The 12,835-nt window shown below is 37.7% G+C and carries 10 protein-coding genes and 1 pseudogene; 7 read left to right on the top strand and 4 right to left on the bottom strand.

Annotated features, from left to right (window positions below; all coding sequences use genetic code 11):
- Positions 1-43 precede the first annotated feature (43 nt).
- The gene (locus tag ACJ7Z2_RS07665) at positions 44-388 is read left to right on the top strand and encodes a VanZ family protein (RefSeq protein WP_409499884.1); all 345 of its coding nucleotides are present in this window, start codon (positions 44-46) and stop codon (positions 386-388) included.
- 63 nt (positions 389-451) lie between these two features.
- Here ACJ7Z2_RS07665 and ACJ7Z2_RS07660 read toward each other — a convergent pair whose 3' ends face one another.
- Complete coding sequence (locus tag ACJ7Z2_RS07660) at positions 452-1,399, bottom strand: NAD(P)H-dependent flavin oxidoreductase (protein WP_409499883.1); 948 nt, start codon at positions 1,397-1,399, stop codon at positions 452-454.
- A gap of 182 nt (positions 1,400-1,581) precedes the next feature.
- Here ACJ7Z2_RS07660 and ACJ7Z2_RS07655 point away from each other — a divergent pair, with 182 nt between their 5' ends.
- Positions 1,582-5,742 carry a hypothetical protein gene (locus ACJ7Z2_RS07655; RefSeq protein ID WP_409499882.1) on the top strand — a complete coding sequence of 1,387 codons (4,161 nt, stop codon included), beginning with the start codon at positions 1,582-1,584 and terminating at the stop codon, positions 5,740-5,742.
- Positions 5,739-6,608: pseudogene (locus tag ACJ7Z2_RS07650) on the top strand (LysR family transcriptional regulator). The gene ACJ7Z2_RS07655 and the pseudogene ACJ7Z2_RS07650 overlap by 4 nt, the downstream one beginning before the upstream one ends.
- Positions 6,609-6,681: 73 nt before the next feature.
- Here the strand turns inward: ACJ7Z2_RS07650 and nrdR are convergent.
- From nrdR to ACJ7Z2_RS07635, 3 genes are read right to left on the bottom strand one after another with little or no spacing between them, the layout of a single operon-like run.
- Positions 6,682-7,131, bottom strand: coding sequence for a transcriptional regulator NrdR (gene nrdR / locus ACJ7Z2_RS07645; RefSeq protein ID WP_006249443.1), 450 nt, complete (start codon positions 7,129-7,131; stop codon positions 6,682-6,684).
- Positions 7,131-7,436 carry a YcgL domain-containing protein gene (locus tag ACJ7Z2_RS07640; protein ID WP_409501125.1) on the bottom strand — a complete coding sequence of 102 codons (306 nt, stop codon included), beginning with the start codon at positions 7,434-7,436 and terminating at the stop codon, positions 7,131-7,133. Before ACJ7Z2_RS07640 ends, nrdR begins: the two co-directional genes overlap by 1 nt.
- Positions 7,426-8,889 carry a replicative DNA helicase gene (locus ACJ7Z2_RS07635; RefSeq protein ID WP_006253414.1) on the bottom strand — a complete coding sequence of 488 codons (1,464 nt, stop codon included), beginning with the start codon at positions 8,887-8,889 and terminating at the stop codon, positions 7,426-7,428. Before ACJ7Z2_RS07635 ends, ACJ7Z2_RS07640 begins: the two co-directional genes overlap by 11 nt.
- Positions 8,890-9,062: 173 nt before the next feature.
- Between ACJ7Z2_RS07635 and ACJ7Z2_RS07630 the strand changes: the two genes are divergently transcribed.
- The 4 genes from ACJ7Z2_RS07630 (at position 9,063) to ACJ7Z2_RS07615 (ending at position 12,734) form a co-directional block, all read left to right on the top strand.
- Positions 9,063-9,962, top strand: a complete 900-nt coding sequence (locus tag ACJ7Z2_RS07630) for a siderophore ABC transporter substrate-binding protein (RefSeq protein ID WP_409499881.1) — start codon at positions 9,063-9,065, stop codon at positions 9,960-9,962.
- Between the two features lie 94 nt (positions 9,963-10,056).
- The gene (locus tag ACJ7Z2_RS07625; RefSeq protein WP_409499880.1) at positions 10,057-11,025 is read left to right on the top strand and encodes an ABC transporter permease; all 969 of its coding nucleotides are present in this window, start codon (positions 10,057-10,059) and stop codon (positions 11,023-11,025) included.
- Positions 11,026-11,050: 25 nt separating this feature from the next.
- On the top strand, positions 11,051-11,956 hold the full coding sequence (locus ACJ7Z2_RS07620) for an iron chelate uptake ABC transporter family permease subunit (protein ID WP_154704777.1): 906 nt from the start codon (positions 11,051-11,053) through the stop codon (positions 11,954-11,956).
- A gap of 19 nt (positions 11,957-11,975) precedes the next feature.
- Positions 11,976-12,734 (top strand): ABC transporter ATP-binding protein, encoded by a 759-nt coding sequence (locus ACJ7Z2_RS07615; RefSeq protein ID WP_126302130.1) that lies wholly within the window; start codon positions 11,976-11,978, stop codon positions 12,732-12,734.
- The last annotated feature ends 101 nt before the right edge of the window (positions 12,735-12,835 follow it).

Here is a 12,835-nt window from a genome sequence, read left to right as displayed (position 1 = left end):
CTTGTAACGCAAGGCTCGTTTTATTCTAAGAGGTAAAAGAAAAATGAATAAATACGCTTTACTTGCAATATTTTGGTTTATTATTGGCATTTATGCTTTACTTTTTCGTGAAAGCACCAATGATATACCACCTTTTCCACATTTTGATAAAGCAAGCCATTTTGCCTTATTCTTTATCCAGATTTGGTTATCTGCAAACGCCTTTATCCGCTCAAAGAAAGGGATACCTTATTTCGGGTTAATAATTTTTGCCTTACTCTATGCTTTCACCAGCGAATGGGCTCAGGCAACTTTCACCTCAACCAGAGAAGGATCTTGGCTTGATGGACTGGCAGATATGCTAGGTGCATCACTTGCATTATTGCTAGTAAAATATTGCAAAAAATAAAGCATAAAAGACCGCTTGGTATATGAATTAACCATACAACAAGCGGTCATTTTTTTACCAAAATTATGCCATCAACTCATCAATCAACTCTTTCACCGTTTTAATACGGTCAATCGCTGAAATGCCGTTACCAAGCGACACATAGCCATTCTCAAAATCGCCTTCCAGCATACCCAAACGCATTCCTGTGCCGGCGTTCATTACCTTAGCAATCTCGCTACGAGTCGCCCCGTTTTCGCTCATTTCAAAGCATTTTTTCGCCAATTTGGTTGGCAAAGAGCGGTAATAATACGGCTCGGTGCGGAACAACAGCAAATCATTAGCGGTTGCATTTACAATCCATTCTTTAACCTTTTGATGGCTGCGGCACTCGGTTGTGGCGATAAATGCCGTGCCAATCCACACGCCCTCTGCCCCAAGCGTCAAGGCAGCCTGTACCGCTTTTTTATCAGCAATGCCACCAGCCAGCATCATCGGCAAATCCACCTTACCCACAAATTCTGAAAGCACATTAAAACTGCCCACTTCTTTCATCGGCAAAGTACCGCCCTCATCAAACCCCGTCAGCACCAAAATATCTGCGCCCAATTCTTGGGCTTTGAGTGCGTCCGCCAAATTGGGATTAGGCAAACGGCAGATGATTTTAATGCCCGCCTGTTTGAGTTTGGCGTAAATTTCAGGGTCAAGCCAGCCGTTATCCAGCACCACAGGCACACGCTCTTCAATGCACAAATCCACCATTAACGGAATCAGCGAAAAATCATAAGACAACATAAACGGCACGCCAAAGGGCTTATCGGTCAGTGCCTTCACCTTACGGATTTCATTACGCATACGGTCAAGTACTTCTTGATTGGAAGTTGGATTGGTCGTCTGCCCTGCGTGTGGGGCTAAAAAACCAAGCCCACCAGCCTCGGCAACGCTTGCCACCAGATGTGCATCGGTCAGCCAACTCATTGGGGCTTGGACGATGGGGTGTTTGATATTTAAGATTTGGGTAATGCGGTTCATTGGATTTTCCTGTTTGAATGAAAAGAATTAAGCGTATTTTAACGGTTTTGGATTTGGTATGGAATGAGTGAAAATGGGAAGGTGGTTTTCGGATTTGGAAAATTATCAATGCTAAAATACTTGAAATACACACGCCAATCCTCATATCAACAAAATTGAATATTTAATTATGGTAAAAGAAAATGTCTATTAGATGGGAAAACATCAAGCCCTTACAAGGTTCTCAAAATAGTGCTTTTGAAGAGCTAGTATGCCAATTGGCACGCCAAGAATTTAAATCTCAAGGAAAATTTACTCGAATTTCTGCACCTGATGGTGGGATTGAAGCAATGTGTGAATTGCCAGATGGTTCCGTATACGGTTGGCAAGCCAAATATTTTTTAAGCTCATTTTCTTCATCACAATGGCAACAAATTGAAGATTCCTTTAAAGAATCTTTAAAAAACTATCCTAAACTAACCAAATACTATGTTTGTGTGGCAACCGATAGAGCAAATGCCAATGTATCTGGAAAGAAATCATTTCTTACCAAATGGGAGGAGCATACCCAAAGATGGAAAGACTTTGCTCAAACACAAGGTCGTGAAATAGAATTTGAATTTTGGGGAAGTTTTGAATTATCTGACTTATTATCAAAACCTGAAAATGCAGGCAAAAAATTCTTTTGGTTTAACGAAAGCGAATTATCTGACAAATGGTTTGAACAATACAATCAACAAGCCATTAATAATCTTGGCGTGCGTTATACACCTGAAATTAATGTTGATTTACCTATTGCAATGCAATTAGAGAGCTTGGCAAGAACCAAAATTTTCAAAAAACATCTGAGTGATAAATTTCATAAATTATTAATAGAAATCACATCACAATACGAATCTCTTTATGATTATGAAGCGTTGAAAAATCATTTTGAATCTGTATATGAACTTTTAATTAATAAACTTAATTTATTAAATATAAATAATTTAGAAACAACAATTGATATTCATCTAATAACTAAAAAAATTAATACATTAATAGAATACTTTCAAGATTTTTCAAAAAACAATCTAAACAACGAAAAATCCAATAATAATGACTACTATCATTTTAGAAATTTAATTAATGGTTTAGCAAGCATTATTGAGTTGTTAAAATCATCTGAATTATCGCTATTTAATGGCAAAGTGCTTGTTTTAACGGGTTTGGCTGGTAGTGGAAAATCGCATTTATTAGGCGATTTTGTCCAAAAAAGAAAATCTTATGGAAAATATGCTTTATTGTTATTGGGTCAAGATTTTACAGAAAAATCCAATATTTGGAATCAAATCTTATCCAAACAATTAAACCTTAATATCACACCCGAAGTATTTTTGTCCGCATTGGATAGCATAGGAGAAATGCAAAAAGAGCGAGTTATTTTAGCCATAGATGCATTAAATGAAGGTGAAGGAAAATCCTTATGGAATAACCAACTTAATGGATTGATTGAGTTGGTAAGTCAATATCCAAATATTGGGCTTGTTCTTAGTGTGCGAAATAGCTATCAAGAAATCATTTTTGAAAAATTAAATGCAAAAAATAAAGACAAATTATGCTATGTAAATCATACTGGATTTATGGATAATGAATTTGAAGCCATTCAAATATTTTTTCCTTATTATGGCTTGCAATTACCAAGCATTCCTTTGCTTAATCCAGAATTTTCCAACCCATTATATTTAAAATTATTTTGTGAATCTTTGAAGTATCAAGGGGAAACCTGTGTTCCAAAAGGTCATAAGGGATTTAATCACATTGTAAAATCTTATTTAGATGGTGTTGAAAAACGCATTTGCGAACAAATTGAACAGGATATTGGTTCTCATCTAGTTCAAAGGGCGATTAATGTCATTGCTAAATTACAATTGGAAGAAGATCAATATAGTTTAGATTATATGACGGTTAAGAGAGCCGTTTGTGATGAATTAATAGTAGATATTGCAGAAACAGATGCTAAAAAATTTCTTGATTATTTAATCAAAGAAAATGTTATTAGTAAAAATGCTTACTATAACAGAGATGAAGAGTATATCTATTTTAATTATGAACGAATTGGGGATTATCAAAAAGCCAATTTAATATTAAAAAACATTCATAATAAAGATGATTTTGCTCAATGGTTAAGCACTGAACAAGGGAAAAAACTACATGGTAGAGTTGGCTATGATAAAGGCGTATGGGAGGCATTGAGCGTATTATTGCCTGAGAAATTTGATTTTGAAGTATTTGAAGTGATTGATTATTCAAAGGAGTTGTCTTGGTTTGAGATTATTGTAGAAAATCTCTTTTGGAGGCAGCCTGAAAAAATCAATATGCAAAAACTACATCAATTTTTCAAAAATAGTCCATATTTTAATCAAGCAACTTGGATTAATATTTTATATCAACTGGCTACCGAAATTAACCACCCATTAAATATAAAATATTTACATAACAAACTTTATTCTTTTTCTTTGGCAGATAGAGATGAGATTTGGACGACTTTTATTGCTTTGGAATCTGATCAATGCCCAGCAATTGAACGATTACTAACTTGGTGTCAGAAATCAAGTGGTCAAGAAAATATTGAACCTGAAGCACTATTATTGGGTGCAATTGCTGTTAGTTGGCTATTTACTTCTACCGATAAACGAAGTAGAAATGGCTATATTAATGCACTGGCTCATTTATTATGGAATAGATTGGAAATTGCATTGGCGTTATTTAAGGAATTTATAGAGGTTAATGACCCTTATGTTATGGAAGGTATTTTATCTGCCATTCACGGAGCTGTTGCTTATTCTGAAAATTCATCTGGCTTAAAAGCACTTGCATTAGAGATAGATAATCAAATATTTAATCAACCTGAAACAGAAGAAATTTATCCAAATGTTTTGGTTCGTGATTATGCTCGCCATATTATTGAATACTCTTTGCAAAAAGATGAATATTCATCAGATGATATTGAGATAATCAGAGAAAGAATTACGCCACCTTATAGAAGTTCATTTCCCCAAAACTTACCAACCAATGAAGAGATTGATAAAAAATATCATTCTGATGGACAAAGAATAATTATCCGTTCAATGACAACTGAATATGGTCGTGGTGGCGGATATGGCGACTTTGGCAGATATACTTTTGAAGCCAAATTCCGAAATTGGGAGAGTTATAAATTCGGCAATCTCATCAATGTTGATTTATTAAGTAATTATGCTTGCCAAATGATTTTTGAGCAATTTGGCTATGATGACAAGAAGCACCTTGAATTTGATAAAGAAACTTGTTCAAGATATTGGCGAAGAGATGATACCAGCAAAATTGAGCGAATTGGCAAAAAATATCAATGGCTGGCTTTATATGAAATTTTAGCAAGAGTGATGGATAATTTTCCTGCTTTTATTGATTCCTACAATGATGGTGTGAAGCGTGATTATGTAAGAAATCTAGATGACTTTTATTTGCCAAAAACGCAAATTAAAATTGTGCCACCAATCAGAACTGATGTCTTTTCTCAATACATAAATAAAGAGCAATGCAGAACAAAACATTATTTTACACTTCAAAATGATGAATTAATTGATGACTGGGTAAAAACAAATGATTTTCCTGATGTTGGTAATTTTTTGGAAGTAACGATTAATGATGAACAGTGGCTTGTTTTAGAAAGACACGATGATTTTCGTGAATTAGCAAAATTTGGGCAAAAAGAAACTTATGATAGGCAAATGTGTTTACAAATTAGAAGTTATTTAGTTAAAGAATCTCAATTTTCAAAAGCAAAAAATTGGTTGGTACACCAAGATTTTATGGAAAGATGGATGCCAAAAGGTAATGAACACTATGGAATGAATATTCATCAATTTTTTGCCGAAAATACATTAAATGAGTGGCAAGAAATTTATCGACATAGGGAAAATGAATCGCCTTCATTTAAGGTAATACCTAGTGTCGATTCCCACACTTGGGAATCTACTTATGGCAATGACGGCATTTCATTTTATGCACCAATTCCTATGCTTTATCACGGAATGAAAATGAAAAATGCGATTAAAGATGGTTATTGGGTTGATTCACAAAATAATTTGGTTTGCTTTAATCCAGAGATAAATGAAAAATTTCAAAATAGCTTACTGGTTAAAAAAGATAAATTTTTGGATTTTTTAAAAGAGCATGAGTTAAAGTTAGTTTGGACTGTGTTGGGTGAAAAACACGCTTATAAAGAAAGTAAATTTTTACAAGAACTTTCGGGAGTTTATTATCTATATGATAAAAATCAACAAGTCCAAGGCAGCATTAAACATTTTATTCAAGAAATTGAACATTGGGGAGAAAAACAATGAACCTCAACACCCTCCGCCTTTTTGTTGCCGTTATCCAGCACGGCAGTTTGTCCAAAGCCTCTGAGCGACTCAATGTGCCGATTGCGACCATTAGCCGTCAAATTGCCGACTTGGAAAAAGAGCTGAATATTCAACTCTTTGACCGCCAAAAATCAGGTGTTAAACCCACAATGGCAGGGCAACGCCTGTATGAACAGGTGTATTTGTCCATTGAACAGCTTGCCACTGCCAAAGAAGTGTTGTTTGAAGAGCAAGGCAATTTAAAGGGTAAATTACGCCTGTCGGCAAGCCCTGCCTGCGAGCCTGTTTTGGCGTGGATAGCTGATTTTCAGGCAGCTTATCCTCAAGTACAAGTGCATTGCACGCTGACCGACCGTCTTTTGGATTTGTCGGCAGATGGCATTGATGTGGCATTTCGGATTGGGCAGTTACACGGTGAACAGTTTATCGCCAAAAAAGTGGGACAAATCGGCAGTAAATGGGTGGCACACCCTGATTTATTGGCACGATTGGGTATGCCCAATACCATCAAAGATTTGAAAAATTTCCCCATTGCCGCTTGGGCAAAAAATTAAGCAAGCGTCATTACACTTGGCACAGGCAGACAAGCGGTGGAAATTCCCTATCTTTTTGCCAGCAATGACAGCTATGCCATTGAATATATGGCAAAACAGGGCAAAGCAGTGGCTCTGCTTGCTGACAGCACGGTGGATAGATTGGTGGCAGAAAATGGCTTGGTGGAAGTCTTGGGCGAAACAGAAAACCCTAAATTTGATTTGACGATGATTTATGCCGCCCACCGTTATCCGTCTAGCATTGTACGGGCGTTTGTAGGGTTTGTGTTGGAACAAGTAAAAGCTCATTGAGTATTATTAAAGAAAAATGACCGCTTGTGGATTTTAAACTCACAAGCGGTCATTTTTTTATGTTTTTTTGCAACTACTCTTTTAATTTTTCAATTTCTTTAATGAACTCTTCAATATCACTAAAGCTTAAATAAATAGAGGCAAAGCGGATATATGCCACTTTGTCTAATTGTTTGAGTGCGTTCATTGCCAATGTACCGATATGGCGACTTGGCACTTCTCGTTCGCCCATCGCCTGTAACTGAATAATGATCTGGCTAATGGCTTTTTCGACATCATCAGCACTTACAGGGCGTTTATTTAACGCACGTCTTAACCCTGTTCTTAATTTTTCGGCATCAAACGGCTCTCGGCTACCATTATTTTTGATCACATAAGGCACAACTAATTCGGCCGATTCAAAGGTAGTAAAACGTTCTTTACAGCTTATACATTCACGGCGGCGGCGAATTTGATAACCGCTTGCTGCAAGCCGTGAATCGATCACTTTAGTTTCTTCAGTAGAGCAAAATGGGCAACGCATTATTTTTCCCCTTTCTGTTGTGCAATAAAGGCCTTATGTAAATTCTCCGGTGGAGGTGGCATCTGCAAGTAGTAGCCTTGTTCTATGAGTAATTGCAACACTTCAGCATTTTTAGCTCGCACCAATGGCTTTTCACCGGTTAAATTAAACATCATCACAAATTCAGGCTTACCAAATAACTGGCGTAATGTTTCCGGCACTTGTTCAAATTGGTCACGCTTAGGCACATATAAATACATTCCTTCTTTTGCCTTACTGCGATAAATCGCACAAAGTGTGATTGGCTGAGTTGTTTTAGTATTCATCATCATAATGCCCTCCTGTGTAATTATCAAAACGGGAATACTGCCCTTGGAACGTTAAACGCACCCGACCAATCGGGCCGTTACGTTGTTTTCCGATAATAATTTCCGCAATGCCTTTCAGATCGGAATTGTCGTTATAGACTTCATCACGATAAATAAACATAATTAAGTCCGCATCTTGCTCAATAGAGCCTGACTCACGCAAATCCGAGTTTACCGGACGTTTATCGGCACGTTGTTCCAAACTCCGGTTTAGCTGGGAAAGAGCGACTACCGGCACTTCTAATTCTTTCGCTAATGCCTTTAAAGATCGGGAAATTTCTGCAATTTCTAAAGTACGATTATCTGCAAATCCCGGCGCTCGCATTAATTGGAGATAGTCCACCATAATCAAGCTTAATCCGCCATTTTCACGATAAATCCGTCTCGCTCGAGAACGTAATTCGGTCGGAGTTAAACCGGAGCTGTCATCAATATAGATATTATTCCGTTCCTGTAAAATTGCCATTGTGCTAGAGATTTTAGCGGTATCTTCATCATCTGAAATCTGGCCGGTTCGGATCTTAGTTTGATCGACCCGAGAGAGCGAGGCAAGCATACGCATCATAATTTGGTCTGCCGGCATCTCAAGGCTGAAAATCAGTACCGGTTTTGCCGGTTTTTTCTTCGGATTACCCTGTTCGTCTAAATCATCTTTATCTTCAATATCCACTAATGAGGCATTTTCACATAAGTTCATTGCAAAAGTGGTTTTCCCCATTGAAGGACGAGCAGCCACAATGATTAAATCTGAAGGCTGTAACCCTGCGGTTTTTTTGTTGAGATCCACAAATCCAGTAGAAACACCGGTAACTCCACCGTTATGGCGATTTTTAGATAGCGTATCCATTCGGGCGAGTGTTTTAAGTAAAATATCGTCAATACGTTGTGGCCCTTCATTGGCATTATTGCGTTTTTCTGCAATTTCAAACACAATTCGCTCTGCCTCGTCTAACACTTCTTTGGAGTTACGCCCTTTCGTTTTGTAGCCCATTTCCGCAATTTGATTGCCGGCACTGATTACACTTCTTAAATCGGAACGATCTCGCACAATATCCGCATAGGCTAAAATATTTGCTGCACTCGGGGTATTTTTAGAAAGCTCTGCTAAATAGGCAAAACCTCCTACATCTTGCAGCACCCCTTTGTCTTTTAAGGCTTGATCCAGCGTAATAATATCAATCGGTTTATTGTGGCGCACCAACTCCGCCATTTGTTCAAAAATAATTCGATGCGCATAGTTGTAAAAATCGTGCGGTTGTACACGCTCAGCAACATTATCCCAGTGATCATTACTGAGCATAATGCCACCAAGCACCGCTTGCTCTGCCTCAATCGAATGTGGTGAGATATTAATTTGCTCAACCTGCTTATCTTTCATCTTCTCTTGGGTTGTTCCGCTATATTCTGCCATATTTTTCTCTTGCTATAATGACGTATTGATGTACATAGTGTATCGGAATTTTAATTAAATTGAAATTTGCAAATTTTAGGCAAAATTCGCCCGCTTGTTATTTTCCGCTTTACTTAAAATCAATTTTCGTTAAAATCTTTGAGAATTATTTTCAATATAAATGGAGTTATCCAATGATTAAAAAAGCCTTGTTTGCATTGACCGCAACTGCTGTGTTTGCCGCGTCTGCATTTGCCAAAGATGTTACTATTCCAACTGCACGTGGAGAGGTCACTTTCAAAGAAACCCCATCTAAAATTGCCGTGTTTGATACCGGAAGTTTGGATACTTTACAAGCCTTAGGCGTAAAAATTGACGGTATGCCTGAATTTAAAGTGCTTTCTTATCTTAAGCCGAGTGCAGACAAAGCGGTGAATGTCGGTACGGTATTTGAGCCGAATTTAGAAGCATTAAATGCGTTAAATCCAGACTTAATCATTGTTGGTACACGCACAGCGAAAAAATTTGATGAAGTCAGCCAACTAGCTAAAACCATTGATATGACTGACAATGGCGATAAATTAATTGAGAGCGGATTACAGCGTCTTGATTCATTCGGCAAATTATTCAATAAAGAAGCGGAAGCCGAAAAACTAAAAGCAGAAATTAATACCTTATTAGACCAAACCAAAGCGGCAGTAAAAGGTAAAGGTAACGGACTGATTATTTTAGTCAATGGTGGCAAAATTTCTGCATTTGGTTCAGGTTATCGTTTAAGTTGGATTCACGATAATTTAGGGATTCCAATGGCAGATCCGAGCATTAAAAATACCGGTCACGGTCAGCCGGTTTCGTTTGAATTTATCCAAAAACTCAATCCAGATTGGTTATTTGTGCTAGACCGTATTGCGGCTATCGGGCAAGAAGGTCAATCAGCCCAACAAGTGTTGGATAATGAATTAGTTCGTCAAACTAAAGCTTGGAAAAACGGTAATATCGTTTATCTAAGTGCTGCCTCATATTTAGCGCCGGGTGGTTATGAGCAGATGAAAACCGACCTGACTAACATTAAAACAGCATTTGAGAAAAAATAATTAACCTTACAAGCGGTCAAATTTCCTCATATTTTTGCAAGTCCTCTGTCTTTGCAAAAAAGAGAGAGAATATGACCGCTTGCTATTTATCGCTATGTTCTCTTTTTTTAGATTAAATCTGTTTCTTTTAATATTACTCATTCCAATCAGTGCCAGTGTGGGCGTGGCAGATTTTCATTGGAGTGAAATTTTTCATTCTTCCGAACAAAGTCAGATCTTTTTTATCAGCCGTTTGCCAAGAACGCTTGCGGTGATCTTAGTCGGTGCAACATTAGCTGTTGCAGGTATGGTGCTACAAATTGTGCTGAAGAACCGTTTTATTGAACCCAGTATGATTGGTGCCAGCCAAAGTGCAGCGATTGGTATTTTGCTTGCAAGTTTACTTTTCCCAACATCAGCATTACTGTTGAAAATGTCTATTGCGACATTAAGTGCATTAATGGGAATGGGGCTTTTTATGTTACTCATTCGCCAATTACCGCCTCATCAACAATTAATGCTGCCATTAATCGGGATCGTTTTTGGTAATGTCATTGAAGCTATCACTACTTTTATTGCTTATGAAACTGACAGCCTACAAGTGCTTTCGATTTGGTTTTCGGGGGATTTCTCCGGTATTTTGGCAGGTCGGTATGAACTGCTCTGGATTACCGCTATTCTGGCTGTTGTGGTTTATGTGATGGCAGATCAATTAACCATTGCAGGCCTTGGTGAAAATATTAGTACCAACTTAGGCATTAACTACAAACAAATGACTTGGCTTGCCTTAATTGTGGTGGCGATGATTACCGCTATTGTCGTGGTGACGGTTGGACAGATTCCGTTTATCGGCTTGGTCGTCCCTAATATTGTCTCTCGCATAGCAGGTGACCGATTGCGTAAAAATCTGCCTGCGGTCGTGGTGTTAGGTGCGAATTTAGTGCTAATTTGTGACATTTTAGGGCGAGCCATTAATGCCCCTTATGAAGTGCCGATTTCAACTATTTTTGGCATTATCGGCACACTGATTTTCCTCTATTTATTGCTCAAAGGGAAACGGGCTGAGGAGAAAACTCGTGGTTAGATCACGTTTTATTGTTTTAAGCTTGATGTTATTGGCAAGCATTCTGTTTTATATGACCTATAATGCGAAAGGTAATTGGGCCTTTATATTGCAACTGCGTGGCAAAAAGCTTATTTTGCTCTGTACTATTGCTTATACGATTGGTATTTCGACCCTGTTATTCCAAACACTCACACATAATCCTATTTTAACTCCAAGTATTTTGGGGTTCGATTCGCTCTACTTGTTATTGCAAACCTCGTTAGTATTTTTATTTGGCGGTTTAGGCTTTACTCAGTTAGACCCAAGCTATAAGTTTTTCTTTGAAACCTTGTTAATGCTAGGAGCATCAATATTATTGTTTAGCTCACTGAATAAAAATAGATCCGATTTAACCCGAATGATTTTAATTGGGGTCATCTTTGGCGTCTTATTTAGGAGCCTAAATAATTTGTTGCAACGTATGATCGACCCAACAGAGTTTGCCGTTGCTCAAGGCTCTTCTTTTGCCTCATTTAACCTGACTACCCCCTCATTACTTTGGATTGGTGCTATTATCGCCCTTCTCTCTGCCATTTGGATCTGGTTACAACGGCATAAATTAGATATTTTGTTACTCGGCAAAGATAAGGCGATTGGGCTTGGATTAGAATATCATCAATTTTCACGTCAATTACTAATCTGTTGTGGGTTGTTGGTATCTGTTTCAACCGCACTTGTCGGCCCGATTCTATTTCTTGGGCTACTTGTTTGTGCCATTGTGAATGCCATTAGCCCGACCGTTTGCCATAGCGTACGAATGCCAATGACTTTTTTAATCTCTGCCATCACCTTAATTTTAGGGCAAGCAATCTTCGAGCAAGTGCTGAAAATGCAAGGGGTTCTGAGTGTCGTTATTGAATTTATTGGCGGTATAGTCTTTATTTATCTCATCTTAAAACGGAAAAAATAACCATAAATTAAGGAAGAAAATGATAACGGTTAAAAATCTTCACTACAAAATCGGCAATGCAAAAATTCTGAATAATATCAATTTAACCATTCCAAATGGCGGCATTACCGCTTTAATCGGAGCAAATGGTGCGGGCAAATCCACCCTGCTCTCTTTAATTGCACGCTTGCAACCTATCCAACAGGGTGAAATCCACTTAAATGAGCTGAATATAGCCAATACAGCTTCTCAAACTATCGCTCGACAACTGGCTATCTTGACCCAAGATAATGTGATTCATAGCCGTATTACCGTCAAAGATCTGCTGTTATTTGGGCGTTACCCTCATCATCAAGGCAGAATCACTTCGCACGATAATGCCATTGTAGAAGAAGCTCTGGTACGATTTGATTTATCGACTTTCTCCCACCGATTCTTAAATGAATTATCCGGAGGGCAACGCCAGCGGGCATTAATTGCAATGACCTTCTGTCAGCAAACCGATCATATCTTATTAGATGAACCACTGAATAATTTAGATATGTTCCATGCTCGGGAATTAATGAAATTATTACGAAAATTAACCGATGAACTCGCCTTAACTACTATAATGGTGGTACACGACATCAACATTGCTGCTGCTTACGCAGATACTATTATTGCAATGAAAGATGGTGGAATTAAGATGATCGGCACCCCAAAAGAGATTATCACCACTGAAAATTTAAAAACAGTGTTTAATCTTGATGCCGAAGTGTTAGAATGCCAAGGCAAACCTTTAGTTATTCATCATATTTAACGTTTGAAGATCATGGTAATTAATAAAAATTGCGTCTTAATTTATTAATCTAAACGATAGAAACTTATATTTAGTTTCTAATTTCTTGAATTCTCAACCTC

Origin of the sequence: Mannheimia glucosida (genome assembly GCF_046267875.1) — a bacterium.
Lineage (GTDB): Bacteria > Pseudomonadota > Gammaproteobacteria > Enterobacterales > Pasteurellaceae > Mannheimia > Mannheimia glucosida.
This window is presented reverse-complemented; position numbering and strand designations above follow the sequence as displayed.

What these genes read in the sequence shown, in the direction of transcription:
- ACJ7Z2_RS07665 (WP_409499884.1), top strand. Translation starts at nt 44, where the DNA reads ATGAATAAATACGCTTTACTTGCAATATTTTGGTTTATTATTGGCATT.
- ACJ7Z2_RS07660 (WP_409499883.1), bottom strand. Translation starts at nt 1,399, where the DNA reads ATGAACCGCATTACCCAAATCTTAAATATCAAACACCCCATCGTCCAA.
- ACJ7Z2_RS07655 (WP_409499882.1), top strand. Translation starts at nt 1,582, where the DNA reads ATGTCTATTAGATGGGAAAACATCAAGCCCTTACAAGGTTCTCAAAAT.
- nrdR (WP_006249443.1), bottom strand. Translation starts at nt 7,131, where the DNA reads ATGCGTTGCCCATTTTGCTCTACTGAAGAAACTAAAGTGATCGATTCA.
- ACJ7Z2_RS07640 (WP_409501125.1), bottom strand. Translation starts at nt 7,436, where the DNA reads ATGAATACTAAAACAACTCAGCCAATCACACTTTGTGCGATTTATCGC.
- ACJ7Z2_RS07635 (WP_006253414.1), bottom strand. Translation starts at nt 8,889, where the DNA reads ATGGCAGAATATAGCGGAACAACCCAAGAGAAGATGAAAGATAAGCAG.
- ACJ7Z2_RS07630 (WP_409499881.1), top strand. Translation starts at nt 9,063, where the DNA reads ATGATTAAAAAAGCCTTGTTTGCATTGACCGCAACTGCTGTGTTTGCC.
- ACJ7Z2_RS07625 (WP_409499880.1), top strand. Translation starts at nt 10,057, where the DNA reads ATGTTCTCTTTTTTTAGATTAAATCTGTTTCTTTTAATATTACTCATT.
- ACJ7Z2_RS07620 (WP_154704777.1), top strand. Translation starts at nt 11,051, where the DNA reads ATGTTATTGGCAAGCATTCTGTTTTATATGACCTATAATGCGAAAGGT.
- ACJ7Z2_RS07615 (WP_126302130.1), top strand. Translation starts at nt 11,976, where the DNA reads ATGATAACGGTTAAAAATCTTCACTACAAAATCGGCAATGCAAAAATT.